General features: G+C 70.2%; 24 protein-coding genes. 17 read left to right on the top strand and 7 right to left on the bottom strand.

Annotated elements, in window-relative coordinates; all coding sequences use genetic code 11:
- Nucleotides 1-50 precede the first annotated feature (50 nt).
- From OG975_RS30560 to OG975_RS30570, 3 genes are all read right to left on the bottom strand, one after another.
- Nucleotides 51-1325 carry a hypothetical protein gene (locus OG975_RS30560; protein ID WP_406332580.1) on the bottom strand — a complete coding sequence of 425 codons (1275 nt, stop codon included), beginning with the start codon at nt 1323-1325 and terminating at the stop codon, nt 51-53.
- A 77-nt stretch (nt 1326-1402) separates the two neighbouring features.
- Nucleotides 1403-1918: a SigE family RNA polymerase sigma factor gene (locus OG975_RS30565; protein WP_406332581.1), complete on the bottom strand. Its 516-nt coding sequence runs from the start codon at nt 1916-1918 to the stop codon at nt 1403-1405.
- A gap of 152 nt (nt 1919-2070) precedes the next feature.
- Nucleotides 2071-3756, bottom strand: a complete 1686-nt coding sequence (locus OG975_RS30570) for a chitinase (protein WP_406332582.1) — start codon at nt 3754-3756, stop codon at nt 2071-2073.
- A gap of 379 nt (nt 3757-4135) precedes the next feature.
- Here OG975_RS30570 and OG975_RS30575 point away from each other — a divergent pair, with 379 nt between their 5' ends.
- The 12 genes from OG975_RS30575 to OG975_RS30630 all read left to right on the top strand — a co-directional run bounded on the left by OG975_RS30575 (nt 4136) and on the right by OG975_RS30630 (nt 15575).
- Complete coding sequence (locus OG975_RS30575) at nt 4136-5020, top strand: hypothetical protein (RefSeq protein ID WP_406332583.1); 885 nt, start codon at nt 4136-4138, stop codon at nt 5018-5020.
- Between the two features lie 82 nt (nt 5021-5102).
- Entirely contained in the window at nt 5103-5816 is a 714-nt protein-coding gene (gene cpaB, locus OG975_RS30580; protein WP_406332584.1) for a Flp pilus assembly protein CpaB, read from the top strand.
- 78 nt (nt 5817-5894) lie between these two features.
- Complete coding sequence (locus tag OG975_RS30585) at nt 5895-7511, top strand: CpaE family protein (protein WP_406336540.1); 1617 nt, start codon at nt 5895-5897, stop codon at nt 7509-7511.
- Nucleotides 7508-7906 carry a TadE/TadG family type IV pilus assembly protein gene (locus tag OG975_RS30590; RefSeq protein ID WP_406332585.1) on the top strand — a complete coding sequence of 133 codons (399 nt, stop codon included), beginning with the start codon at nt 7508-7510 and terminating at the stop codon, nt 7904-7906. Before OG975_RS30585 ends, OG975_RS30590 begins: the two co-directional genes overlap by 4 nt.
- An 18-nt stretch (nt 7907-7924) precedes the next feature.
- Nucleotides 7925-9265, top strand: a complete 1341-nt coding sequence (locus OG975_RS30595) for a CpaF family protein (RefSeq protein WP_406332586.1) — start codon at nt 7925-7927, stop codon at nt 9263-9265.
- Between the two features lie 58 nt (nt 9266-9323).
- Complete coding sequence (locus OG975_RS30600) at nt 9324-10265, top strand: type II secretion system F family protein (RefSeq protein WP_330307003.1); 942 nt, start codon at nt 9324-9326, stop codon at nt 10263-10265.
- Nucleotides 10266-10278: 13 nt separating this feature from the next.
- Nucleotides 10279-11169, top strand: coding sequence for a DUF5936 domain-containing protein (locus OG975_RS30605; RefSeq protein ID WP_406332587.1), 891 nt, complete (start codon nt 10279-10281; stop codon nt 11167-11169).
- Nucleotides 11166-12671 carry a sensor histidine kinase gene (locus tag OG975_RS30610; protein ID WP_406332588.1) on the top strand — a complete coding sequence of 502 codons (1506 nt, stop codon included), beginning with the start codon at nt 11166-11168 and terminating at the stop codon, nt 12669-12671. The genes OG975_RS30605 and OG975_RS30610 overlap by 4 nt, the downstream gene beginning before the upstream one ends.
- Nucleotides 12664-13395, top strand: coding sequence for a response regulator (locus OG975_RS30615; protein WP_406332589.1), 732 nt, complete (start codon nt 12664-12666; stop codon nt 13393-13395). The genes OG975_RS30610 and OG975_RS30615 overlap by 8 nt, the downstream gene beginning before the upstream one ends.
- A 320-nt stretch (nt 13396-13715) precedes the next feature.
- Nucleotides 13716-14309 (top strand): pilus assembly protein TadG-related protein, encoded by a 594-nt coding sequence (locus OG975_RS30620; protein ID WP_406336541.1) that lies wholly within the window; start codon nt 13716-13718, stop codon nt 14307-14309.
- A gap of 15 nt (nt 14310-14324) precedes the next feature.
- Nucleotides 14325-14918, top strand: coding sequence for a hypothetical protein (locus OG975_RS30625; protein WP_406332590.1), 594 nt, complete (start codon nt 14325-14327; stop codon nt 14916-14918).
- A 3-nt stretch (nt 14919-14921) separates the two neighbouring features.
- On the top strand, nt 14922-15575 hold the full coding sequence (locus OG975_RS30630) for an OmpA family protein (protein WP_406332591.1): 654 nt from the start codon (nt 14922-14924) through the stop codon (nt 15573-15575).
- Between the two features lie 12 nt (nt 15576-15587).
- Here OG975_RS30630 and OG975_RS30635 read toward each other — a convergent pair whose 3' ends face one another.
- A complete protein-coding gene (locus OG975_RS30635; protein ID WP_406332592.1) occupies nt 15588-20438 on the bottom strand; it encodes a hypothetical protein in 4851 nt (1616 codons plus the stop codon).
- Nucleotides 20439-20675: 237 nt separating this feature from the next.
- Between OG975_RS30635 and OG975_RS30640 the strand changes: the two genes are divergently transcribed.
- From OG975_RS30640 to OG975_RS30655, 4 genes are read left to right on the top strand one after another with little or no spacing between them, the layout of a single operon-like run.
- Nucleotides 20676-21254, top strand: coding sequence for a dihydrofolate reductase family protein (locus OG975_RS30640; protein WP_406332593.1), 579 nt, complete (start codon nt 20676-20678; stop codon nt 21252-21254).
- A gap of 57 nt (nt 21255-21311) precedes the next feature.
- Entirely contained in the window at nt 21312-22184 is an 873-nt protein-coding gene (locus OG975_RS30645; RefSeq protein ID WP_406332594.1) for an LLM class flavin-dependent oxidoreductase, read from the top strand.
- Nucleotides 22185-22231: 47 nt separating this feature from the next.
- Nucleotides 22232-22705, top strand: a complete 474-nt coding sequence (locus OG975_RS30650; RefSeq protein ID WP_406332595.1) for a GNAT family N-acetyltransferase — start codon at nt 22232-22234, stop codon at nt 22703-22705.
- Complete coding sequence (locus OG975_RS30655; RefSeq protein WP_406332596.1) at nt 22702-23364, top strand: nucleoside deaminase; 663 nt, start codon at nt 22702-22704, stop codon at nt 23362-23364. The genes OG975_RS30650 and OG975_RS30655 overlap by 4 nt, the downstream gene beginning before the upstream one ends.
- Here OG975_RS30655 and OG975_RS30660 read toward each other — a convergent pair.
- Nucleotides 23349-23861, bottom strand: a complete 513-nt coding sequence (locus OG975_RS30660) for a DinB family protein (RefSeq protein ID WP_406332597.1) — start codon at nt 23859-23861, stop codon at nt 23349-23351. The two genes, OG975_RS30655 and OG975_RS30660, sit on opposite strands and share 16 nt — an antisense overlap.
- Before the next feature lie 86 nt (nt 23862-23947).
- Here OG975_RS30660 and OG975_RS30665 point away from each other — a divergent pair, with 86 nt between their 5' ends.
- Nucleotides 23948-24721, top strand: coding sequence for a class I SAM-dependent methyltransferase (locus tag OG975_RS30665; RefSeq protein WP_406332598.1), 774 nt, complete (start codon nt 23948-23950; stop codon nt 24719-24721).
- Between the two features lie 238 nt (nt 24722-24959).
- Here the strand turns inward: OG975_RS30665 and OG975_RS30670 are convergent, their stop codons facing one another.
- Together OG975_RS30670 and mgrA are read right to left on the bottom strand one after the other, a co-directional pair.
- Nucleotides 24960-25295, bottom strand: coding sequence for a DUF192 domain-containing protein (locus OG975_RS30670; RefSeq protein WP_406332599.1), 336 nt, complete (start codon nt 25293-25295; stop codon nt 24960-24962).
- Nucleotides 25296-25750: 455 nt separating this feature from the next.
- A complete protein-coding gene (gene mgrA / locus OG975_RS30675) occupies nt 25751-26788 on the bottom strand; it encodes an L-glyceraldehyde 3-phosphate reductase (protein WP_406332600.1) in 1038 nt (345 codons plus the stop codon).
- Nucleotides 26789-26862: the final 74 nt, after the last annotated feature.

Genomic DNA, 26862 nt, shown 5'->3' on the forward strand with positions numbered 1-26862 from the left:
CACGGCTGTCGGTGAGAGCGTGACGTTGTCCTGCCTACGGCAGCCATCGGTCACTTCAGCAGCGTCCGCCACTTCCCGCTGACCGCGATCGTCCTCAGCTCCTTCATGGTCAGCGCGGGGGTGGTGCGGGTCGCGTCGGTCTCCTGGCTGCCGGCGTTGAAGGCGCTGACGACCACCCGCATACCGTCGGTCCTGATGGTGTCGACGGTCCACATCACGACCCCCGAGCCGCCCTTCTCGCCGGGCTCCTGGCGTGTCGTGACCTTGGTGCCGTCGGCCAGGGTCTCCGCGTCGGAGCCGAAGAGCTGGTCCTCGACGTCGGACATGTCGGACTGCACGTTGATCTGGACCATGCTCCGGCCCTTGCCGTCGTCGACGACCACGTAGGCGTACTCGCTCTCCTGGCTGCCCTTCGCCTTCACCTGGACGCTCTTGGGGAGCAGCGCGACGAGAGCGGACTCGACCGCCTTGCCGTCGGCTTGAGGGCGCTCGTTCGGCATCAGGGTGTCCTTCGGGCTCTCGGGGATGGTGTCGACGGCCGTGCGCCATGCCTTGGCCGTGACCACGGTCTTCAACTGGGCCGGTGACAGCGGGGGGTTGGACCTGGTGACGGGCGAGCCCTTCTCCGCGGCGGCGTTCCACTCGTTCACGCTGATCTGCTGCCCCTGCGGGGTGACGAGCTGGGCGTACCAGGTCTTGGTGTCCTCGCGGTGGTCCGGGTATTCGTACCCCTGGTAGATCATGAGCGTGGAGCCGTCGGTGAGTCGGTCCGTCGTGCAGGAGTCGTACGCCACCAGGTTCTTGTCCGGGCAGGTGGTCAACTCCTCGGCCTTGCCGCTCAGGTCGATCCGGCCCAGTCCGACCTCGATGGCAGCCTTTCCGCGGCCGTCGTCGTAGACGAGATGGATGTACGGGCCGACGGGGGCGTCGGTCGGGCGGGTCTCCTCCTTGCTGAACTCACCCTCGGGGAGCAGCCCTTTGAGGATCTTGAGGAGCTCCGGACCCGACACCCCGGTCGCGTCGGCGTCGGCGTCAGTGCCGGCGTCGACGCCGGACCGTACCTTCGGCGGGCCCGCGGCAGCCCGCCCTTCCCCGCCGTCCGCCCCGGGCACCAGCAGCGCCCCGCCCACTCCCACCAGGGCGAGCCCGGCCACACTTCCGGTGACCGCCATCCGGCGCCGCAGCCGGAGCCTTCGGCCGCGTGCCTCCCCAGCGGTGGCCAGCGCCCGCCGGTCGGTCTCGAAGCCGTCGCCCGCGTGACGCAGGGCTTCGCCGAGTTGGTCCTCGAAGCGGGAGTCCTCGGCGGGGGAGTCGTCGACATGCATGGCAAACCACCGTTTCAGAAGGCCGGAGGGGGAGCGGGAAGAAGGCAAGGAGAAGACGGGAAGCAGAGCGGTAGCGATCAGGGCGTCGCGTGTTCGCTGAGGCTGTCGCCCAGCAGGACCCGCAGCTTGGCCAGCGCGCGGACGCAGCGGGTGCGGACGGCGGCCGAGCTGGTGTGCAGGGCGTCGGCCGTCTCCTCGATGCTGCGGTCCTCCCAGTAGCGCAGGACGACCACGGCCCGGTCCTTGGCCGGCAGCCGGCGCAGCGCCTCGACCAGGGTGAGCCGCAGGGGCGTGTCACGGGCGGCGCTGCCCGGGTCGGGGACGTCCGGAAGCACGTCGGTCGCCCGCTCCTTGCTGCTGCGCAGCCGCTGATGGGCGAGGAAGGTACGGGTGAGCACGGTCTGCGCGTACGCCGCCGGGTTGTCGCTGCGGGACACCCGCCCCCAGCTGACGTACATCCGCCCCAGTGCCTCCTGGACGAGATCCTCCGCCAGATGGGTGTCGCCGCCGGTGAGCAGACAGGCCGAGCGGTACAGATGTCCGGCGCGGGCCGCCGCGAACTCCGGATACCCGTCCGCACGGATCTGCCTCATGCGTCCCCCCGCCCCGCGCCACGGCCACCGTCGTCACTTCATAGATGCGCCGGCCCCCCGGAAATGTTTCACCCCGCTCGCCGCGGATGCGAGGAGCGGGGTGAAGGAGGAGCTGTCCGATGCCTATGCCATGCCGAAGGCTGTCCCTGTGCCTACAGCGCGTGCACGTGCGGACCCACCGAGTTCGACCAGGCGTTGCCCGCCGACGCGTCCCAGTTCGTCGACCAGGTCATCGCGCCGCGCAGGGTCGGGTAGGTCTTGGACGGCTTGAAGGAGCCGCAGTTGGTGCCCTTGGCGAGGCAGTCGAGGGCGTTGTTGACGATCGTCGGGGAGACGTAGCCGCTGCCCGCGCCGCTGGTGGAGGCGGGGAGGCCGAGGCCCACCTGGGACGGGTCGAGGCCGCCCTCCAGCTGGATGCAGGCGAGGGCGGTCAGGAAGTCGACCGAGCCCTGCGAGTACACCTTGCCGTCGCAGCCGAGCATCGAACCGCTGTTGTAGTACTGCATGTTGACGACGGTGAGGATGTCCTTGATGTTCAGGGCCGTCTGGAAGTACGTGTTCGACGTGGACTGCATGTCGATGGTCTGCGGGGCCATCGTGATGACGAGGGACGACCCGGCCTTCGAGGACAGGGACCGCAGGGCCTGTGACATGTACGTCGCGTTGAGGCCGTTCTCCAGGTCGATGTCGACGCCGTCGAATCCGTACGTCTGCATCAGGGAGTAGACGGAGTTGGCGAAGTTCGTCGCGGACGCCGAGTCGCTCACCGACACTGTGCCGTTCTGGCCGCCGATGGAGATGATGACCTTCTTGCCGGCGGCCTGCTTGGCCTTGATGTCCGCCTTGAACTGGTCGACGGTGTAGCCGCCGAGCCCGGCCGAGTCGAGGGTGAAGCTCACGGCGCCGGGTGTCGAGGTCGCGTCCGCGAAGGCCACCGCGATGATGTCGTACTGGGACTGCACGGCGGCGATCGTCTGGACCGTCGCGCCATTGTTGAAGTTCTGCCAGTAGCCGGTCACGGCGTGCGCGGGAACCGTTCCGCCGCCACCACCGCTGGACGCGGTCGTCGTGCCGGTGACCGCCGACGACTTCGCCGACTCACCGGCCGAGTTGGTCGCCGTGACCTGGAAGGAGTACGAGGTCGAGGCGGTCAGACCGGTGACCGTCGCCGAAGTCCCCGTCACCGACTGGACCTTGGTGCCGCCCTGGTAGACGTTGTAGCCGGTCGCGCCCGAGACCGTGCTCCAGGAGAGCGAGACGGACGACGACGTCGTGGAGGAGACGGCCAGACCGGCCGGGGTCGCGGGGACGGTCGGGGCCGGGTCGGTGCCACCGCCGCCGTCGGGGCCGTACACCGACAGGTCGTCCGCGTAGTAGGCGGCCTGCGCGTACCAGCCGTGCGTGTACACCGTCACCGAGGTCGTCGACGCGCCCGTGGTGAAGGTGGTCGTCAGCTGCTTCCAGGAGGAGGAGTCGGGCGTCCAGGTCGACACGTCCGTCGTGCCCGTGCCCGTCACGCCGAGGTAGGCGTACCCGCCCTGCACCCAGGCGCTCAGCGTGTACGTCGAGTTGGCCTTGACGGCGACGGACTGGGTGCACTGGGCGTTGTCCTGCCCGGCGGGCGTGGCCTTCAGCGCGGCCGAGCCGCCGTGCACCGGTGAGGAGACGGTCGTACCGCTGCTCGCGGAACACGTCCAGTTGCTCAGGCCCGACTCGTAGCCGCCGTTCTTGGCGTTGTTGATGTCCGCGGCCTGGGCCTGGCCCGCCAGGCCGGTGAGGGAGAGGACGGATGCGGTGACGATGGCGGCGAGGGCTCCGGCCCATCTCCGTTTGGGCATACGTGTGACGCGGTCCACTGGTCCTCCGGGAGGTGGGAGAGGTGGGGGAGGGGAGGGGAGGGATACGGAACGGTGGCCACCGTTGGAAGTACAAGTTGGTCCAGACCAATTGGGTTGTCAAGACCTCTTGAGCCCTCAACCTCCTTTTCGGAGTGCCGAGTTGTGGCATATTCGCCTCACTCTCCGTTGATCACGCCCCCACCTTCCGTGAGTTGATCTCGGAGATTCGGTGTTGAGCGGGGCATGCCGTGGATATGGTGCTGATGCAAGAGGACGTCACAGTGACGATCTGTGGCCATCTGTGACGGTCCATGGCGAAACAGGGGCGATCTGAGGCGGTGGTTGACCACCCCGCCGCAGCGAACGGGGTGTGTGCAGCGTGCCGACCGCGATAGCCGTCACCAGTCCCGACCTGGTGCTCCCACCGCATGACCGGCAGACCCCGCCGGCGGTCGTCCAGCCGCTCGACACCCTCGAAAGCTCCCTCACCGGGATGCACGCGCTCATCGAGCAGCACGGGTACGTCATCTCGCTCTATCCGTCCTCCGTCTCCGGTGACGTGACGCGGCGGCTGCACACCGTCCGCTCCGTCCTGGAGAGCGACCGCATCGCCCTGCTCGGCATCGACCTTCCGCCGCTCGGACTCGCCCTGCTCGCCCAGCAGTTGCGGCAACTGTCCGTCTGCGACTTCAGCCCCGGGGTGCTCGCGTCCTCCGCCCGGCTGCTCGCCCACTACATCTACGCCGGCGCCCTGCTCGGCTCGGTCGCCAAGCTCGACCGGGTCCCGGTGTCCCTGAAGTCCCACGCCAAGTCCTGGGTGCCGGGCGCCCAGTTCGCCGTACTGGCCAATCCGCGACCTCAGCTCATCAAGGTCGGACAGGAGGAGCTGCCCGGGCCCGAGTTCGGCACCCGGCTGCTCGTCGCCGCGGGCCAGCCGCCCTCCGACTGGGTCACCGCCGAGCTCGCGCCCGCCTGGCGGGCCCAGGGAGTTGCGACCGTCCCGCTCCCGGAGGAGTCGGCCCGCTGGTGGGGCACGTCACGGATCGCCGAGTTCGCCGCGGGGCTGTACGACGTCTCGGTCCTCTACCAGCTCGTCTCGTCCGTCCGGCGGGAGGAGTGCCACTGGTGCGGCCTCGAACTCATCGGTGACCGCTGCGGGTTCTGTGCCGCGCCCCTTCCGCCACCACCGTCGTCGAACGAGCTTCCGGCCACCGCCACCCGGGCAGTCTCCTCAGTACGCGCCCTGCCCCGAGGCGCCACATAGGTCACCTACGCACAGCTGAACAACACCAGGCACGACCGCTCGACCCCGCCGTCCCCGCCCCACGAACGAGGTTGTCCGCGTCATGAACTCACGCCAGCGCCGCGGCGTCATCCTGCTGGTCCTCTCGGCCCTGTGCGCCCTGGGCGCCTTCGCCGGAGTGCTCTCGGTGATCCGTGACGTGAACTCCAAGGTCGGCCCGGAGGTGGCGGCGTACCGCCTGAAGGGCGACATCGCGCCCTACAAGGAGCTGTCGGCCGACCAGTTCGAGAAGATCTCGATGCCCAAGCGCTGGCTGTCGTCCACCGCCGTCACCAGCCTCTCCCAGATCCGCGGCAAGATCGCGGTCACCCAGCTGGAGAAGGGCTCCCTGCTGCAGACCGACATGATCGTGGACCGGCCCGAACTGGCCGCGGGGCAGCAGGAGATCGCGATCATGATCGACGCGGCGACGGGTGTCGCGGGCAAGATCAACCCCGGTTCGCGGGTCAACATCTACGCCACCTTCAAGGCCGAGAACAACAAGGGCACCGACCAGTCCAAGGTCATCGTCGAGAACGCCCGCGTCATCGACGTCGGCAAGCTCACCGCGCTCGACCCCGGCCAGTCCAGCTCCGACCGACGCAACAGCGCCAACCAGGCCGTCCCCATCACCTTCGCGCTCGACACCGCCGACGCCCAACGCGTGGCGTACGCCGAGTCGTTCGCCGAACACGTCCGGCTCGCCCTGGTCGCGGGCGGCTCCGACACGGCCGTCGCACCCGGCGACCGTACGTACACCCTCGACGAGGACAAGTAGGAGGCCGCGCATGAGGTCCACGCCTACGGGGCGGTGCCGATGGCCGCGTACGGGGCCGACGCGTACGGGGCTGTGCCGATGACCATCCGCATCCTCCCCGCCGTCGGCGACATCGACTCGGCCCGCGCGCTCACCACCCTGCTGAGCCAGCTCGCCGACGCCGAACCGGCCCCGCCCGTCCCCGACTCGACGGCACTGCTGGACACACTGGCGAGACTGGCCGCCGAGTCCCTGGACGAGCTGCCCGAGGTGGTCCTGGTCCATGAACGCATAGGCCCGGTACCGGCGTTGGACCTGATCCGCGACCTGGTGATGCGCTTCCCGGCGGTCGGTGTCGTCCTCATCACCGCCGACACCAGCACCGGCGTCCTCACCGGCGCCATGGACTCCGGCGCCCGCGGCATCATCGGCCTGCCCCTGGGCTACGACGCCCTCGCCGAACGCGTCCAGGCCGCCGCCGCGTGGTCCCTCGGCATGCGCCGCCACCTCGGCAGCGGCACGCCCGAGCTGTACGCGGGCCCCGGCGGCACCGTCGTCACGGTGACCGGCGCGAAGGGCGGCGTCGGCGCGACGGTGACCGCGGTCCAACTCGCCCTGGCGGCAGGGGCGTCCGGCCGCTCGGTGGCACTGGTGGACCTCGACCTCCAGTCCGGGGACGTCGCGTCGTACCTCGACGTGCAGTTCCGCAGGTCCATCGCCGACCTCGCGGGCATCAGCGACATCAACCCCCGGGTGCTCCAGGACGCCGTCTACACCCACGACAGCGGCATCGGCCTGCTGCTGGCCCCCGGCGAGGGCGAACGCGGCGAGGAGGTCACCGACCGGGTGGCCCGCCAGGTCCTGGCCGCCCTGCGCTCCCGCCACGACGTGGTGGTCGTCGACTGCGGCTCCCAGATGAACTCCGCTACCGCCGCCGCCGTGGAGATGGCCGACCAGGCGCTCCTCCTCGTCACCCCGGACGTCGTCGCCGTCCGCGCCGCCAAACGCATGGTCCGCATGTGGGACCGCCTCCAGATCCGCAAGGCGGAGGAGACGACGACCGTCGTGAACCGTTTCGCACGGGGTACGGAGATCCAGCCCTCCCTCGTCGAACGCGTCACCGGCACCAAGGTCGCCCGCTCCGCGGTCCCCGCCGCCTTCAAGGAACTCCAGTCCGTCGTGGACGCGGGCCGCCTCCAGGACCTCGACACCCGCTCGACGGTGAAACAGGCGCTGTGGGCGCTGGCGGGCGAGCTGGGACTCGTGGTCGCCCCGGAAGGCGGGGGCGGCGGCCGCCGTCGTAAGGCCTCGTCGGACCGGGGAGCCCTGGCGTTGCGCCGCCGGGGAGGCGACCGGGGAGCGGTGACCCTCGAATTCGCGGGCATGTTCCCGCTGCTCCTGGTCGTGATGTCGATCCTCTGGCAGTGCGTGCTGTACGGCTACACGTACTCGTTGGCCGGAAACGCGGCGGACGAGGCGGCCCGCGCGGCCACAGCGGCGTACGCCGTCGACGGCGACGTCGCGGGCGCGTGCGCGTCGGCGGGGGACAAGCACCTGCCCGGCGCCTGGAAGGGCGCCACGATCAACTGCGGTGCCGCGGGTTCCGTGATGAAGGCCAGCGTCGAGGTGGACGTACCGCTGTTCTTCCCGGGGTTCGACGCGGGGTGGCATGTGAGTGGGGAAGCGGGGGCGGCGTTGGAGGGGGACGGCGGATGATCCTGCCGACACTCCGCCGAAGGCGGTCCAGCCAGTCGCACCGGTCCAGCCGGTCCCGCCGGCTGGACGACCGGGGCGTCTCCATCCTGGAGTTCGCCGGGTTCCTGCCCATCCTGCTGGTCATCGGAATGGCCGCGATCCAGCTCGGCCTGGTGGGCTACGGCATCAATCAGGCGGGCTCCGGAGCGCGAGCCGCCGCACGGGTCGCCTCGCAGGGCGGCGACGGCGCGACGGCCGGACAGGCGGCGGTGAGCGGCTGGCTCGACCCGGCCGTGTCGGCTCCCGAAGGCGCGGACGTCACCACCGCGACGGTCACCGTCACAGTCCCCTCCGTCATCCCCCTCTTCGGCCCCTACACCGTGACCCGCCACGCCACCATGCCCACCGACGACTGACCGGGAGGAGCCGAAGCCATGAGCCTGCGTTCCCGCATAGCCACCCCCGACGAGTCGGGCCCCGCCCGTGAGGACGGCCATCTCGTCGCCGTCTACCGCGCGAAGCTTCTCGAAGAGATCGACCTCGCCGAGATGTCCAGCCTGGCGGCAGCCGAACGCCGCGTACGCCTGGAGCGCGTCCTCGGCCACATCATCAGCCGCGAGGGCCCGGTCCTCTCCTCCGCGGAACGCTCCCAGCTGATCCGCAGGGTCGTGGACGAAGCCCTCGGGCTCGGCGTCCTCGAACCCCTCCTCGCCGACGCGTCGATCACCGAGATCATGGTCAACGGGCCGGACTCGATCTTCGTGGAGCGAGCCGGCCGCGTGGAACAGCTCCCCCTGCGCTTCGCCTCCAACGAACAGCTCATGCAGACCATCGAACGCATCGTCTCGACGGTCAACCGCCGCGTCGACGAGTCGAACCCGATGGTCGACGCCCGCCTCCCCACCGGCGAGCGCGTCAATGTCATCATCCCGCCGCTCGCGCTCACCGGCCCGACCCTCACGATCCGCCGCTTCCCCAGGGCGTACACGCTCCCCGAGCTCATCGGCCTCGGCTCCCTCGACGAGCAGATGCTCATGCTCCTCGCGGCCTTCGTACGGGCCCGCTTCAACGTCATCGTCAGCGGCGGAACGGGCTCCGGTAAGACGACGCTCCTCAACGCCCTCTCCGGGCTCATCCCGTCCCACGAACGCATCATCACCATCGAGGACTCGGCCGAACTCCAGCTCCAGCAGGAGCACGTCATCCGCCTGGAATCCCGCCCCCCGAACGTGGAGGGCAAGGGCCAGATCACCATCCGCGACCTGGTCCGCAACTCCCTGCGCATGCGCCCCGACCGCATCATCGTCGGTGAGGTCCGCGGCGGCGAGACCCTCGACATGCTCCAGGCGATGTCGACCGGCCACGACGGCTCTCTGGCCACCGTCCACTCGAACTCCGCCGAGGACGCCCTGATGCGGCTCCAGACCCTCGGCTCGATGTCCGAGGTTCAGATCCCCTTCGAGGCCCTCAAGGACCAGATCAACTCCGCGGTCGACGTGGTCGTCCAGCTCTCCCGGCACGCCGACGGCTCCCGCAAGGTCACGGAGATCGCGCTGCTCGTCTCGCACGGCCGCGAACAGTTCCGCGTCACGCCCGTCACCCGCTTCGTGCCCCGCCCCGTCGGCCCGGACCGTGTCGTCCGCGGCCACTTCGAGCACCTTCCCGTCCCACGCCAGATCGCGGAGAAGCTGTACGTCGCCAACGAGCCGCTGCCGCCCGCCTTCGGCGTCGCGGAGGCCATCGACGTACTCGACACGAGGCAGGCCATCGGATGACGTACCCGGCTACTGAGCCTCTCACCTCCGATCCCCTCACCTCAGAAGGGAGGCAGCCATGAACAACCCGGCCCTCCTCGCCCTGGGCGCCACCGTCCTCGGCGGCACACTCGCCGTCGCGGGCGTCCACGCGTACGCCTCGGGGCGTGCCCAGCGCCAGGCCCTCGTCGACCGCCTCTCCGGCGGCGGACCCCTGCGCACGGCGGCCGGCCGCGTACGCCGCTTCGCGGGCATCGACCGCCGACTTCGGCGCACCCGCCTCGGCCGCACGATCCATCTGCGGCTGTCGGCGACGGGACTCGACGTGACGGCGGGGGAGTTCTTCACCTACGTCGCGGCGGTGGTCGTGGCGCTGTGGCTGATCGCGGCCGCGACGCTGGCCCCCTTCTTCGGCCCGATCGCCGGGATCCTGGGCGTCTGGAGCGCGGCCATCTTCCTCAACTGGCAGCGCCAGAAACGCATCGAGGCGTTCATCAGCCAACTCCCGGACGTGGCCCGCCTGCTGGCGAACGCGACGGCGGCGGGACTGGCCCTGCGGACGGCCCTCGCCATGGCGGCGGAGGAGCTGGAGGCCCCGGCGGGCGAGGAACTGGCCCATGTGGCCGACCAGTTGACCCTGGGCCGCACCGTGGACGACGCCCTCGCCGAACTCTCCGAACGCCTTCCGTCCCGCGAGCTGATCGTCCTCGTCACGACCCTCGTCCTGGCCAACAAGGCGGGCGGCTCGGTGGTGAGTTCGCTCCGCAATCTCACCCAGACGCTGGAAGACCGCAAGGAGACCCGCCGCGAGGTCCGCACGATGCTCTCCGAGGTGAACGCGACGGCCTTCACGGTCCCGTTCCTGGGCATCGGCTCCCTGGTGCTGATCAACTCCTCGAACGAGGGAGCCCTGGCCCGCGTCACCGGCTCCCCGCTCGGCCAGGGCCTGGTCCTGCTGGCCCTAGGCCTCTACACCGTCGGCTTCTTCGTCATCCGCCGGCTCGGCAAGATCGAAGTATGAGGGAGGGGTTACGTTGCTGCCGTTGCTGCTCGCCGTCCTGATGGGCGCGGCTGTCGCGGGCGTCCTCCTGGGCATCCGCATGATCCGCGCCGACGCCAAACTCCCCAGCGACCTCCAGCTCGCCCTGGAGGTCGGCGGATCCCGCGTCTCCAAGGCGGACTCGGCCGTCGACCGCCTGGGCATGCGCTTCGCTCCCACGGTCCTGCGCCTGATGGGCCCCCGCAACGTGGACGCCAAACGCCGCCGCATCGACATGGCGGGCAACCCCGGCGGGCTGACGCTGAACCGCTACGCCGCCCGCCGCGCGGTGTACGGCGTCTTCGGCGTCGTACTGGCCCTGATCTTCCTCTCCAACGGCCAACTCCTCTTCTCTGCCCTGGCGTTTGCCTTCGGCCTGCTCGCCGCCGACGCCGCCATCTGGCAGGCCGTCCGGGAACGCAAGGAGGTCATCGACCGTACGCTGCCGGACTTCCTGGACGTGCTGGCGGTCGTGGTCTCGGCGGGCCTCGGCTTCCGCCAGGCCCTGGACCGGGTCGCCGAGAAGTACGAGGGCCCCTGGGCGGACGAACTGCGCATCACCCTCCGCCAGATGGACATGGGCGTCAGCCGCCGCCAGGCCTTCGACGAGCTCCGCAAGCGCAACTCCTCCGAGCAGGTGGCCCAGTTCGTGTCGGCCCTGCAACAGGGCGAGGAACTTGGCTCCCCGATCGCCGAGACCCTCATCCAACTGGCCACGGACATGCGCCGAACGGACGCCCAGAACGCCCGCCGCCGCGCCGCCAAGACCATCCCCAAGGCGACCATGGTGACCCTCGTCTTCATGCTCCCGGCCACGATGATCCTGATCGCGACGGGAATGTTCCTGGGCTCGGGGACGAACTTCGGCTCGATCCTGGGCCGATGATGATGAGGGCGTGGCGGTCGACCCAGCTGCGGGCCATCATGCGGCTGAAGCCGTCCCAGCTGTGGGCGGTCGTGCCGCTGGGGCAGCGCCCGTCCCAAAGAGAGCGGCACCCGGCAAGCGCCGGTAAGCGCACCACCCCCGAGGGCAACCACCACGCCGGGCGCCGGGAAGCAGGCGCAGGCGCGGCTTGGCCCAAGGGCAGCGGCGGCTACCTGGAGGACGACGCCCCGGCCCCGGGCGGCGTCAGGCTCCAGCTGAACGCCCTCCAGGCCCTCTGCCGCCAAGCTTTCGCCGTCCGCCTCGCCGCCGTAGCGATAGGCGCCCCCTTCGCGATGTCGAACGCGACGGACGGCCCACCCCGCTACGCGGTCCTCGCCGCGGCCGTACTCGGCGTCATGGGCTCGTACGCCATGCTCAGGGACTGGGACCGCTTCGGCCCCCGCCTCCTCGCCCACCCGACCCTGATGGCGGTGGACCTGACCTTCGGCGGGATCCTGCTCCTGACGGCGTCCCCCGCATCCCCCCTCGCCTACGCGACGGTCTGCACCCCCCTCCTCGCGGGCCTGCTGTACGGCTGGCGAGGCTCCGGAGTCTTCACCGGCATACAGCTGATCGTCCTCCTGACGGTGTTCAGGGCGTGGGCCCACCGCCCAGGGGCAGGCGCGAACACCCTCCTCATCGCGGGCTTCTGCATCGGCGCCGGCATCATCGGCGTAACCCTCCGCAACCTGATGTTCCGCTTCGGCACGGCCAGCCAGGCCCTGTCCGAGGCGAACTCCCGGCTGGCCGTCGCGGAGGCCGTGGAGTCCGAACGGGCCCGCCTGGCCCGCGAGATGCACGACTCGGTGGCGAAGACGCTGCACGGCCTGGCCCTGGCGGCGGAGGCGCTGGCCGCGTCGGCGGACGCGTCGGACCCGCACACGCTCAAACGCCAGGCGACGGTGGTGGCGGGCGCGGCGCGCAGAGCGGCAACGGAGTCCCGCGCTCTCCTCTCGGACCTACGCCGCCACACGGACCTCACCACCCCCCACGGGGATGTGCTCTCCGAACTGGCGCTCCGTGCGGCGGAGTTCGAGTCCCGCACCCACCTCCCCACGACTCTGATCCACCAGGACGACTCGCCCACACCCGCCCTCCCCCGCACCACGGCCCACCACGTCCTGGCGATCGTGTCGGAGGCCCTGGAAAACGCGCACCGCCACGCAAGTGCGACACAGGTCACGGTGGAACTGAACGTCTCCGACACCGAGTTCACGGTGCGGGTCCAGGACGACGGCGTGGGCCTCCCACCCGCGGTGACCCCGACCGAGGCGACGAAAACCGGCCACTTCGGCCTGCTGGGCATGACGGAACGAGCCGCCTCCCTGGGCGGACACATCCACCTGAACGCGTCCCCCCAAGGCGGCGCCGAGGTAGCCGTCTCGGTCCCCCTGACCCACCCCCGCGCACCCTCGGCTCCCCCCACTCCCCACACCCCCCAAGAGGAGGCCGCACATGCCTGACCAGGCACTTACCGGCCCGCCCCTGCGTGTACTCGTGGCCGACGACAACCCGGTCGTCCGGGCCGGCCTGACCGCGCTGCTCGGCGGCCACCCGGACATCGAGGTAGTCGCGGCGGCGGCGGACGGCGAGGAAGCTCTGGCCTCGGCCACCCGCCTCACCCCGGACGTCGTCCTCTTGGACGTCCGCATGCCCGGCACCGACGGCCTGACCGCACTGCCCGAACTGGCCCGCCTGGCCCCCGTGATGATGCTGACGTACAGCCGCGAACCCGAGGTCGTGGCGGAGGCGTTGCGCCGAGGTGCGTCCGGCTACCTGGTCCACGGCGAGTTCACGGCCCCCGAACTGATCACGGCGGTGCGCGCCCTGCGCCACGGGCGGCCAACTGTCATGAATTCACTCGGAGTTTCGCACGAACCGAACGAAAGTGCTTCGCATCTGCAACCATTTATGGCACAGTCGTCAAAGGCTCGACCCGTACACGCGGCGGGACTCCACCGCCGCGCCCCCAATCAGCCCGACTTCGGCCTGAGTTCAAGGGAGGTGGAGGTGATGGACCTCATCGCGGCCGGCATGAACAACCGCCAAATCGCCGCCACCTGCTTCATCAGCGAGAAGACCGTCAAGAACCACATCAACCGCATCTTCGCAAAGCTGCACAGTTCCTCACGCAGCGAAGCGATCGCCCACTGGCTGGGCACGGCCCGCGAGGGGTGGAGCTGGTGACTCCGCCTACGGGAACGAGAAGTTGGGTCCCTGGGCCCACCCGGAGTGAGGGTGTTCTCACGTACGGTGCTCGGGTTGGTGGTGGCGTCGGGTGGGAGGGCTGTGACGATGAGCGGGTTCAGTGGGTGGAGGCGGACCGTTGTCTCTCGGATGCGGGGGCGTGGGCGGGACGCGGGGGCGGGGTTCGTGGAGTATGCGGGCCTGATGATCATCATTGCGGGGATCTTCACGTTGATCGACAGCCTCGGATTGGACGGCCTGATCTCCACAGCGATCCTCAACGCGGTCCAGGACGTGATCGGCGGCTGACCTTCGTAGGACTGCGGAGCGACCGAGGGCAGACCCTCCCGATCTACATCTGGCTGACGGGGATTCTGCTCTTCGCCGCGTTCGCCTTCTTCGCGTTCGCCCAAGCAGCGTCCGCCCGCAATGGAGCTCAATCCGCGGCGGACGCTGCGGCGTTGGCGGCGGCACAGGACGCCCGTGACGAGCTGGTGGACGGCCTGCAAGTCGCCATCGGCCAGGACAACAACTGGCTGGACTGGCTCGACGGCAAGCAGGACCCCGCGGGGGCGGGGACGGCTGCCGCGGCTCAGCAGCTGGCCGCTGAGAACGACTCGACCCTCCAGGGCGTACAGCCCGTCATGAGGAACGGCTATCCCGGGTATCAGGCCGACATCCAGACCAACTACACGGTCGGCGACTCGATCATTCCCGGCACGGAGGGCATGCAGGCGAAGGCCCATGCCATAGCCGTCATCCAGCCGCGCTGTGATTTCGATCTGAACGCGGATCCCAAGAAGCCCGTCGAACTCGATTGCGACGGCGAGATCGTGAACATCGACCCCGGAGACTTCAACCCGGACGACCTTCCGGATGCGTCCGTGCTGTTCTCCGTGCATCTGGCCGAGTGAGAGGAAGCCGTACTGATGGACTTTCGGCACACCATGAAGGGCCGTAGGGCGCTGAGCGCGGTGGCGATCACGACTGGGCTGCTCCTCACGGTGGCCGGCTGCGGTGGGGGAGACGACGGGAACTCCGACAAGGGAGCATCGACTCCGTCGGCTGCCACGCAGAGCAGTAGCGATGGCGGCAAGTCGGAGTCAAAGGCGCCGGAGTCCGACACGGTGCTCGCCGAGGTCAAGGGCGAGAACGGTCTGACGCTCACGGTCACGTCCGCCAAGCGCGACGAGGGAGGCTTCGTGACCGTCGAGGGAACGGTCACGAACAACACGGACAACACCTGGATCGCGGCGAATTGGCGGGGCGATGAGCGCGAGTTGTCCAAGAACGGCGCCTCCATCGCCGGCGCCAGCCTGATCGACCAGAAGGGCAAGAAGAGGTACTTCATCCTCCGGGACACCTCGGGCCGCTGCCTGTGCACGCAGTTCACCGGCGGCGTCCGCCAGGGCGCGACCGCTCAGTGGTTCGCCCAGTTCCCAGCGCCCCCCTCCGACACCACCAAGGTCGACTTCCAAGTCGGCTCCATGCCCCCCGCCTCCATCGAAATCTCCGAGGGCTGACCCATGGCCCTACCCCGCCGCACCACCACGACAACGCTCACAGCCGTAGTCGTACTGCTCACCCTCGGCTTCCCCGGCGCCCCGGCGTACGCGGACGACGACCCGAGCGCACCCCCGGGCAGCGTGACGACATCCCCGCCCCCGGAAGTCGACGCCACCAGCCCCGGCCTCAAACTCGCCGACGGCGCCACCCTCGCCCCCGCCAAGGTCCTGGACATCAAGTCGGTGGTGGAGGACCTGGGCGGTGAGGAGCGCCGCGAGGACACCAACTCGGACGTGACGTTCGCGCTGCAAGCAGAGGTGCTTTTCCCCAAGGACAGCTCGAAGCTGAACCCGGACGCCCGTTCCCGTATCCAGGCGATCGCGGACGAGATCAAGGCCCAGAACGCGACGACCGTCCGAGTCTTCGGCTTCACCGACAACCTCGGCTCGTACGCCCATGGCCTGACCCTCTCCAAGAAGCGCGCGGAGGCGGTCCACGACCAACTGGCCTCCGCCCTCGGCTCGACGGACATCACCTTCGAGGTACGCGGCTACAGCGAGGACTACCCCATCGCCGACAACACCTCGGAACAGGGCCGCAGGAAGAACCGCCGGGTGGAGGTGACGTTCCCGCGCGGAGCGTCGAGCGGGGAGTCGTCCGGGACCCAGAGCTGAGGCCGGGCTAGCTCAGTCGCCTCGCCGAAACTTGTTGAAGGCACGGCGGCGGGGGACATCGGGCGTCACGTTCGGTGTGCCCGCGTTGTCCAGTTGGGTGCGATGGCCGGAGGCCGCGAGGGCCATGTCGAGTTCGGCCGCTTCTTGGGCGGAGCGAAGCTGCCTGACCGAGAACATGAGCCTGGACGCCCAGCCGAAATGGCCCTCCGCGCACAAGGCGAGCAGGACCTCGCGGATGACCGGCAATGTTCGCGTCGCGGCCACGAAATGCGCGTGCCGGGAGACCCAGAGGCGTGGCAGGCCAGGCGCGCCCACCTCCTTGAAGGCGGCCACCAGCTTGCTGTCGGGACATCGCTCGAGGTACCGGGTCACGGTCAGATCCGCCTCGGCCGAGAGTCCCACCACGAACAGGTCACGCGCATACCCTGGCAACCGGCCGTGATTGCCGGGAGCTTCGGCGACAGCGTTCAGGATCTTGTCGTCATACGAGAACAGTCCGCGCCGGTGCAGTTCCAGGATTACGTGGGCCGGCGTCCGTCCGACCTTGACCTCGGCCGTGGCGATTCCGGCGATGACGTGACCGATGTCTTCGCGCGCCTGCGCCGTGTCCAGCTCCTGCATCAGGGCGGCCACCGCCTGCGGTGGGTACTGGAGCCCGATGTCGGTGAGGAGGCTCTGCGCCTGCCCGGCGAGTCCCGCGGCGAGGAGCTCGTCCACCAGGCGCACTACGTCACCGGGCTGCCGGTGCTCGGCGAGCAGCTCCAGCATGCCCGGCTTCAGGTGGTACGAATTCCGTACGGCCTCCGTCAGGGCCGACACCAGCTCCTCGACGGGGCAGCGCCGCATGGCCCAGACCTGCAGCCGCAACGGGCGGCCCACCGCGTCCAGGCGCTCAGTTGAGTCCATGGCCAGCGTCCCCAGGGGCAGGTACGGGGCGGCCTGGTCCAGCGCGTTCTGGAAGTCGACCAGGGAAGCATTGGCGCGCCACTCTTCCAGCACCTGGCCCAAACGGCCGGTCTGGGCGACCCCATCCAGCAGACGCCGCGCACCCGCCTCCCACTTGCCGGACTCCGACGCCTTGAGGACTCTCGTCAGTTCCTTCGCCGGCCGCTGGGCCGCGTGCGAGAGGACCACGGAGGCGGCTTCGTCCAGACGGGCGTCGTACAGGACGTGCTCCCACTCCATGGCCACGGTCAGGGATCGACGCGACAGCACCGATTCGAATGCCTTCCACGCGGAGGCGGTCAGCTCGGAGACGGGCCCGTGTGCGGAGGCGGACCCGTGTTCGGAGGCGGACCCGCGTGCGGAGGCGGGCTCGTATTCCGAGGCGGGCCCGTTTTCCGTCATACCGAGTCTGCGGAGCAGTGCGGGCAGACCGGTGGGCGGGCGGGCGTCGAAGGCCGTGAACAGGATCCTTCTGGCGTCCTCGGCACGACCTCGTGCGAGCAGTGTCTGCACGACCTTGGCCATGGTCGCGACCGGGCTGCGCTGTGCCACGCTGTCCAGGGCCCAGCCTCGTGGAGCGCTCTCGTCGTTCAGCCGACTCAGCAGGAGGATCAGATCGGCGGCGCCACGACTGCGGGTCGCGGTGAAGAGCAATCTGTGGGCGGCGTCCTGGAGGCCGAAGCCGAACAGGACGTACAGGAGGTCCGTCACGTCGGCGATCGGCCGGAACTCGGCCGCGACGTCCGCGGCGAGCAGAGCGTCGTCACGGAGACCGGCACCGTTCAGCTTCCCCATGAGCCTGCCCAGGGAGTCCGGATCGCAGGTCTCCGCGGCGACGATGACGGTCAGCCGTGCTTCGTCGGTGAGTCCCGCTTCGCGCAGCTCCTGCATCAGCTGGCGCACCGCTCCGGCCTTCCTGGACAGGACGGCGCCGCGCAGGAGCTCCGGCATATCGTCTCTCCGGCCCTCACGCAGCGCGCGTACCGCGTCGATGGTCTGGGCCGACGGGCGCCATCTTCCGAGAGCGGCGAGCGCGCGGTCGGCGACGATGTCGAGCCCCGCCGTGCGCAAGGACGTGACCAGGGCCGCGATGTCTTCCAGTGGACGCAGTTCGACCGCGTGCAGGGCGAGGTGTTCGGCGGTCTTCGGGGTTCCGGCGGCGTTCAGTTCGCCGACGAGGGAGACCACTACGTCGACCGGGCGCTGTTCGCTCACCAGGGGGAGCAGGGCGTCCACGTCCCGGGTCTGACCGTTCCGCACCAGGGACACGACGAGGGCACTCAGCTGCCCGGCCGGAAGACTGTGGGCGGCGGCATTCCGCAGGGTCTCCGCGGCCTCGGTCGCCTCGTTCTCGTGGAGCGTGCCGATCATGGAGTGAAGGTCAGCGGAGGGCCGGCTTCCGGCTGCGATGTGGAGCAATTCCCGCGACTCCGCGGCATCCCCGGTGGCCTCCAGGGTCAGGATCAGCTCGGCCAGCTCTTCGTGGGAGCGCTTCGTCGCCACGAAGCGTCGTAGCCATTCGAGCGGCCTGTCCACCTGGCCATCGGGCACCAGTTCGCGAATGAGGTCCGCCGGGCGAGGGCGCAGCGCCCGCAGCAGCAGCGGCAGGTCGGCCGCGGGACGCCGCAGTGCGGCCGACTCCGTCACCGCGGCGCAGTCCAGACCGGCGTCGAAGACGGCCAGGAGTACGGGCACCACGTCGAAGGCCGACCGGTACGGGTCCGAGACCACGGCTGACACCGAACTGTGGATCTCGGTCCCGGCCCCGGCTTCACACAGGGCCTGGAGCACCGCGGGCAGATCGTCGTCCGGCCGTTGGCCAAGGACCAGCGCGACCAGCCGCCTCGCCTGCGAGGGCAGCTCCGCGCGACGCAGGGCCGCGAACGCGGTGGCCACCGTCCGCGGTGAACGACGTGTGGCGACCGTGGCCAGCAGATGCCCCGCCTCGACGTCGTGGCCGCTCCTGGACAACGCCGTGACCAGCGGGGGCAGTTCGTCCGGCGGGCGGAGTCTGGTCCACAGGGCGAGCGCCGTCCTGGCCTCCCGGTCCAGCCACCGGGCGGCGAGTTCGCGGACCAGCCGGACGAAGTCCGTGAACCCGCGCCGCCGGACCGCGGCTTGTAGCAGGACGAGCGAGGCGGCGGCACCGTCGGACGCGTCCTGGTGCAACAGGCGTACGAGGTCGGTCAGCCGGGGCACGGAAAGGCATCCGGCCGCGGTGTCGAGGACGAGAGCCGCGTCCGAGTCGGCGCCGCTGTCGAGCAGGGCCTGAACCAGCCGGGCCACCTCGGCCGGGCCCCGGGCCGCCGCAAGGGCCAGTACCGCGCGGGCGTCCTCGTCGCGGTCGCCGGCCCGCAGGTCCGCCAGGCAGCGCAGGAGACCGGCCGTCGGCCGGGCGGCGATCGCGGTCAACAGGCGCCCGCGATCGGCCGTGCCGCTTCCCGCGGCCTCCAGCGCGGCCGCCAGGCCGGGCAGCAGCCGCGCCGGATGGTGCAGGCCGCAGTGCGTCAGCACCCGCTCCGCACCGCGCATCAGCCCGGCCGACCGCAACGCCGCCAGCAGGGGAGGCAATGCGTCGGTCGCTTCCCGTACGACCGCGTATAGAAGCTGCCCGGCCTCATGTCCGAGGCCACGGCCATGAAGGCTCTCCACCAGCTCCACGGTGGCGCGTGCGTCGTACGTCCTTGCGACGCGGGTCAGTACGTCGTGCACGTCGTCCGAGGCCATGCCGAGAAACAGCTCGTCCGGACGACGGCTCCGCAACCCGGTCTCAAGGACGCGCTGTTCGGTTTCGGGGCGCCCGGCACGACGCAGCGCCCGCCGCAGCTCGCACCACGCGGGCCCGGACCGGAGCAGCGCGCACGCGTCCCAGATCTGTTCCCGGACCGGCGCGGGCACCACGTCCGCCAGCTGTACGACGTCACGGGCCGGACCCGTGGCGGCGAAGTCGAGCAGCGGCTCCGTCTCGTGGTGGAGCTGGAACCGGTAGAGGGCCCGGGCGAGCCGGACACCCGGTTCCACCTCGGGCTCGGCGACGGCGGACATGGTGTCGGACACCACGGCCGCGGCAGCCACGGGCCCGGCGGAGGCACCCGGCGAGGGGTGCGGCACGGGCTCGGCCCCGGCGCCGGGCAGCGGGTCGACGATCGGGAACTCGCCCTGGTCCCCGGCCGCGTACACCACCACGCGCAACTGCTGCAGATGGCTCATCTTGCCGTAGCCGCGGTGCAGATCCTCGATGCGGTCCTGGACGTTCTCCTTGAAGCCGCCCAGGTCCAGCGCGCCCGGGTGGCGCAGCAGAACGTCCCGCACCGCACGCGAGAAGAGGCTGAAGGACTCGCCGGGCCGGGTGCCGCAGTCGACTCCGTCGCGGACCTGGTCGCCCGGAGTCACGAACCGGGCCAGCTGGCCGGGGGAGCAGGCGTACACGTATGCGACCTTGCGCCGCAGCTCACGGTCGACCTTGCGGCGTCCCCAGCTCGTGAGGCCCGTGAGGCCCTGGGAGTCCCGCTCGATTCCCTCCCGGCAGGCGTCGACCAGGATCACGATGTGTTCGGCGAGCGATCTCTCCAGGTCACGCTTCCAGTCGATGGCGACACAGCCCTGCTCGAAGGGTTCTAGCTCCAGATGCGCGTCCTCGGGAACGAAGTAGTCCTGTCCCTCGGCGTGCACGCCATGGCCGCTGAGACAGGCGAGCAGTGAGTCGCCGGCCCGGGCCCTCCTGAGGAAACGGCCCATCTCGACATTGACGAAGGTGGTGCCGACCTGCCGCTTGGGTCTCGGGACGCTCACTTCGAAGCCGCGCCGTTCGAGCGCCTCGCCGAGTGCGGCCATGTCGTCCGGGATGAAGGGCAGGGGCGCGATCCCGGGCGCGTCGTAGTCGCTCGCTCCGATCAGGAGCGCTCTCTTTCGTGCCATCGGGGGCCGGACCGCGGCTACTGCCGGGAGACCAGTGGGACGGCCCGTGTGTCCGTCACGGCTGTCCCGCCGCCGGGCTCGACGTCGTGCTCGCTCAACTTTCCCCCCACGCACGGAACTTCACACGAACAGCGCAGTGGTCCCCAGCGTATCCCTTCGGCCGGTCCGCCGGATCCTGGTTGACTGGGCACACCCTTGTGTGCCCCTGCCTACGAGACGACATCGGCGAGGTCCGTCATGCGAAAGATCATCCTGATGATGTCGGTGTCCCTCGACGGATACATCGAAGGCCCGAACCGCGAGATCGACTGGCATCAGGTCGACGCCGAACTGCACGGACACTTCAACAGGGAGATCCGGAAAATGGGCGCCCTGATGCAGGGCCGGGTGACGTACGAGCTGCTGGCCGGGTACTGGCCGACGGCCGACAAGGACCCGGAGAGCACGCCCGAGGTGGTCGAGTTCGCCGAGATCTGGCGGAACATCCCCAAGGTGGTGTTCTCGCGGACGCTGCACCACGCCGATGGGCACACCACCATCGTGCGGGAGGTCGTGCCCGAGGAGATCCGGGCCCTGAAGGAGCAGCCCGGCGGGGATCTGGGGCTCGGCGGGGCCGATCTCGCCGCCGAGTTCATGCGGCACGATCTCATCGACGAGTTCTGGGTGTACGTCCATCCCGTGCTGATCGGACGTGGCAAGCCGCTCTTCCCGGAGGCGGACGCCCTGAACCGGCTCCGGCTCGTCGAGGCCCGGGTCTTCGGCAACGGTGTCGCGCAGCTGCGGTACGCGCGTGCCGACAGCGGGGCTGAGGAGTGAACGCGGCTGAGGCGTAATGGAGTTGTCCCGCGGGCGGTAGGTCGATAGGAAGGCCGTATGACTGCTCTCGGCGTTGTGTTCCGGCCCCAACTGCCTCCCGAGCGACTGCGTGCCCTCGCGCGTGCGGCGGAGGACTCAGGCCTCGAAGAGCTGTGGCTGTGGGAGGACTGCTTCCTCGAAGGGGGGATCTCCGCCGCGGCGGCCGCGCTCGCCTGGACCGAACGGCTGAAGGTCGGGGTGGGACTCCTGCCCGTTCCGCTGCGCAACGTCGCCATCACCGCGATGGAGGCCGCCACGCTGCACCGGCTGTTCCCTGGGCGGGCCGTCGTGGGCGTGGGCCACGGCGTACAGGACTGGATGGGGCAGGTCGGGGCGCGGGCCGAGTCGCCCGTGACGTTGCTGCGCGAGCACCTCGACGCGTTGCGCGCGCTGCTGCGGGGCGAGCGGGTCACCGTCAGCGGGCGGTACGTGAAGCTCGACGGCGTCGCCCTCGACTGGCCGCCGGCCGGGGCTCCCGAGGTCCTCACCGGCGCCACCGGGCCCCGTACGCTCCGGCTCTCCGGCGAAGCCGCCGACGGCACCATCCTCACCGCCTCCACCGCGCCCGAGGGGGTACGGCGGGCCCGCCGACTCATCGACGAGGGGCGGAAGGCAGCGGGCAGGGCCGACCGGCATCGCGTGGTCGTCTACCTCCACACCGCCACCGGGCCCGGCGCCGCCGCCCGGCTGCGCGCCGAGATCGAGGCCAACGGGGAGGATCCGGTCCCGGAGCACGGGGTCGCCGGTGACGCGGGCGCCGTCGCCAAGGCCGTCCAGCGCCTCGTGGACGCCGGCGCCGACACCGTCGTCCTCCAGCCCACCGCCGACGAACCGGATCCCGAGCGGTTCGTACGGTTCGTGGCTGAAGAGGTGCGTCCACTGGTCCCCTGACGCTGGTGGACGGTGAGTGTCAGTGGGCGGTGCCAGACTCGGTGAGCATGGATGAGGACGTACGTCTGAGGGATGTGGCCGAAGCCGACCTGGAGCCGTTCTACCAGCAGCAGCTGGACGCGGAGGCGGTGCGGCGTTCGAGGTTCCCCTCCCGGGAACGCGAGGCCTTCATGACCCACTGGGTCACGCGGGTCCTCGGCAACAGCACCGGCTTCGTGCAGACGGTCACCGTCGACGGCGAACCGGCCGGGAACATCGTCGCCTGGTGGGAGGACGGGCAGCGCTTCCTCGGGTACTGGTTCGGCCGCCCCTACTGGGGCCGCGGCATCGCCACCCGGGCCCTCGCCCTCTATCTGCCCGCCGAGAAGAACCGGCCCCTGTACGCCGAGGTGTTCACCGGCAACACCGCCTCGATACGCCTCCTGGAACGGCACGGCTTCGAGCGCTCGGGGACGGTGCACCATGGGGACGACGAGCACGTCATGCTCGTACTCAACCCACTCAACCCACTCCACCCATGACCACGCCTGCCCTCCCCGCCCCCTGGCGCCTCCCCTTCGACCTCGCCTGGGAGGCCTTCCGCGCCGGCAGCCGCCCCATCGGTGCCGTACTCCTCGACGGGGACGGCGAGGTCGTCGCGACCGGACGCAACCGCAGCCAGGAATCCACCGCCCCGCCCGGCCAACTGGTCGGCACCGCGATCGCCCACGCCGAGATCAACGCCCTCGCACAGCTGCCCGCCGGCCGCCGCTACGAGAACCACCGGCTCTACACCACTCTCGAACCCTGCCTGTTGTGCAGCAGCGCCCTCATCCACACCCACGTCCGCCATGTCCTGTACGCCGCCCCGGACGCGTACTGGACGGGCATCGAGGACGTCCCGCGCGTCGGAGGGCAGATCGGCGCGCGCTGGGCCCGCCGTGAGGGCCCCGCCGACGCCCCGCTCGCCGCGTTCAGCGTGCTGCTGATGAACATCTGGGCCGCGCTCCACTCCCCGCCCGAGCTCGGCAACCAGGGCGGTGACGGCTCGGCCGCGCTGGCACGGCGGTGCCTGACGGTCGACGGTCTCCTCGACGCCCCCACGGCGGAGGCCGCGTACCGCCTGGTGTTCCCGTATCTGCCCCAGCGACCCGAGCACCGGCTGCCTGGACGACCCGGACCCGATCACCCGGGCCGGTGATCCCCCGTCCCTCCGTCGATCAGCTCCCGCACGATGTCCATGTGTCCCGCGTGCCGCGCCGTCTCCTCGACCATGTGGACCAGGACCCAGCGCAGGGAGACCGTCCTGCCGTTCCACGCCGTGCCCAGGTCGTCGAGCGACAGTTCGGAGATGGTGCGGTCGGCGGCGGTGCGGGCGCGGCCGTAGAACTCGACGATCCGGGCCGTCGTCTCGCCGGGCCCCGCGCTCATGTCCTCCCCGGTGAACGGGTCGAACCACAGCGGCTCGACCTCCCTGCCGAAGGTCGAGCAGAACCAGCTGTACTCGACGGACGCGAGATGCTTCACCAGGCCCAGCAGGTTCGTGCCCGACGGGGTCATCACCCGTCGTACCTGTTCGTCGTCGAGGCCGTCCAGCTTCCACAGCACCGCGTCCCGATGCCGGTCGAGGCTCGCGTGCAGAATCTCCTTCTCGCCCCCGGTGTACGGCACCCGGACACCCCCTGGATTCGTCGTCATGGGCGGAACGTAGCAGCGGGCACCGACAGCACCCGCCGGGGGAAAACGCCTCGCCTCCCCTCGGCGTGAGTTGAGAAGATCCGCCCATGGTCACCACCCGCACCTTCGAAGACCTCGTCGCCGAAGCCGAGGCCGTGTCCGTCGACGGCTGGGACTTCTCGTGGTTCGAGGGCCGGGCCACCGAGGAGCGGCCCTCGTGGGGGTACGCGCGGGCGATGGGGGAGCGGCTGGCCCGCGCGTCCGCCGCGCTCGACATCCAGACCGGCGGCGGTGAAGTCCTCGACTCCGCCCCGCGGTTGCCTGCGCTCACCGTCGCCACCGAGGGCTGGCCGCCGAACGTCGCGAAGGCCACCGCCCTGCTCCACCCGCGCGGCGCCGTGGTCGTCGCCTCCCCGGAGGACGCGCCGCTGCCGTTCGCGGACGAGGCCTTCGACCTGGTCACCAGTCGGCACCCCGTCCACACCTACTGGGACGAGGTCGCCCGCGTGCTGCGCCCCGGCGACCGCTACTTCTCCCAGCAGGTCGGCCCGGCCAGCGTCTTCGAGCTCGTGGAGTACTTCCTGGGCCCGCAGCCGGAGGAGGCCAGGAACGGCCGCCACCCCGACCGCGCCCGCGCCGCAGCCGAAGCCGCCGGGCTCGACGTCGTCGACCTCCGCTCGGCGCGGCTCCGCATCGAGTTCCACGACATCGGAGCCGTCGTCCACTTCCTGCGCAAGGTGATCTGGATGGTCCCCGGCTTCACCGTCGACGAGTACCGTCCCCAGCTCCGCGCCCTGCACGAGCGGATCGAGGCGAAGGGCCCGTTCGTCGCCCACAGCGCCCGCTTCCTGATCGAGGCGAGCAAGCCACGGAACGATTGACCGAAAACACCCCAATGGGGCGCCCTTTGCGTGAGATGACTGTCCGCATGACGGACGTGCGCCAGGCATCACGGCACACATCTCCACAGGGTTTCCACATCGTTATCGAGAGCCACTCGCCTGGGCTGTTCGCCTCGCGTAAGTTCAGACCAAGGTAATTCGCGTGAGCAAAGCTGCGCGTGTGGCACCGCGCAGTGGAGGGGGCTGCGCGGTGCTGCGTCCGTTTTCTGACGCGGCGTCACGCGTCGTGGACTGTCACCCGCACCCCGCGCCGCACACCCCAGCGCTCCATCGCCCCGGCCTCCGCCTCCAGGACCCGGCGGGCCCGCGGGCGCGGCAGTCCCACCCGGCCCGGACGCATCGTCCGCACCGCCAGGACCCGCGACTTCCGGTCCAGATAGGCGACGTCGATCGCGAACCGCATCCCCAGGGTGTGCACCGAGCTCGCCGGTTCCAGCAGCAGCGCCCCCTCGATTCCGTCGCGGCCCAGCAGCCCGAGCCGCCGGGCGCGCGCCGAGCCGGCGACTTCCAGCGGCACCGGATCGGGCGTTCCGGGAGTGGTGAACGTGGCCATGGCTGCGAAGTTAGCGGCGGCGTCAAGCGTGCGTTCGGCGCGCGCGTCACCCGCCTGGAGTACGTCCGGGCGAGTCGGCGAGGAAAACACAATCGGGCGCAAACCCATCAGATCTCCCCGGATCCTCCGCGATTCCCTTTGAATTAGCTGTGATTCAGCCATGATCAGGCCCTGAATCGGGGCTTCCGCGCCCGTCGGGGCGTTGTCGGGTGACTCCGGAGAGTAGTTGTGGCACGCCGATGCACGCAGCATCACTTACGAAGGGTTATGGTGGAAACCCCCCCTCGGGCCGGTCCGTCTCCCCCCCACGGACCGGCCCGTTTTTTCTGCCCGCACGTGGTGGCCCGACGGGCGCCCCCGTGCGCCCCCCAGCCCCACGGGCCCCGACCGGCACCGGCCCCGGTGACTCAGCGCCGACCGGCGGCCGGTGGTCATGGCCGTGTCACCGGCGGGTCTCAGCTCCGAGCGGCCCAGATGTTCGTGCCCGGCGTCGACACCGCGAACGTGTCGATCTCCTTCAGCTCCTCGTCCGTGAGCTTCGGCGCCGCCAGCGCCGCCACGTTCTCCTCCAGCTGCGACACGCTGGACGCGCCGATGAGCGCGGAGGTCATCCGCTCGTCCCGCAGCACCCAGGTGAGCGCGAGCTGCGCGAGGGACTGGCCGCGGCGGGCCGCGATGTCGTTCAGCCCGTTCAGCCGCCGTACGACCTCGTCGCTCAGCAGGTCCGGGTCCAGCGACTTGCCCTGTGTGGCGCGCGAACCCTGCGGGATGCCCTTGAGGTACTTGCCCGTCAGCAGGCCCTGCGCGAGCGGCACGAAGGAGATGCAGCCCATGCCGGCCGCCTCCAGCGTGTCGAGCAGGGCGTCGTCCTCGGTCCAGCGGTTGATCATCGAGTACGAGGGCTGGTGGATCAGCGGACGTACACCCATCTCGGTGAGGATCCGCGCAGCCTCGGCGGTCTGCTCGCTGCTGTACGACGACACGCCCACGTACAGCGCCTTGCCCTGCTGGACGGCGGACGCGAGCGCGCCCATCGTCTCCTCCAGCGGAGTGTGCGGGTCGAAGCGGTGCGAGTAGAAGATGTCGACGTAGTCGACGCCCATCCGCTTCAGCGAGGCGTCCAGGGACGACAGCAGGTACTTGCGGGAGCCCCATTCGCCGTACGGGCCGGGGTGCATGAGGTAGCCCGCCTTGGTCGAGATGAGCAGTTCATCCCGGTACGGCGCGAAGTCCTGCTTCAGCAGCTTGCCGAAGTTGAGCTCCGCGGAGCCGGGCGGCGGGCCGTAGTTGTTCGCCAGGTCGAAGTGCGTGACGCCCAGGTCGAAGGCGCGGCGCAGGATCGCGCGCTGGGAGTCCAGGGAGCGGTCGTCGCCGAAGTTGTGCCACAGGCCGAGCGAGACGGCGGGCAGTTTGAGACCGCTGCGGCCCGTCCGCCGGTATTCCATCGAGTCGTACCGCTCCGTTGTGGCGCGGTATACAGGCATGTCGTTCATGCACACGAAACTACGACAGGCCACTGACACCCCATAGCAACGCCCCAGTTTTCCGGGGGTAGGCTTCGCCCCGG

It is taken from the genome of Streptomyces sp. NBC_00203 (genome assembly GCF_045206325.1).
GTDB classification, from domain to species: domain Bacteria; phylum Actinomycetota; class Actinomycetes; order Streptomycetales; family Streptomycetaceae; genus Streptomyces; species Streptomyces lutosisoli.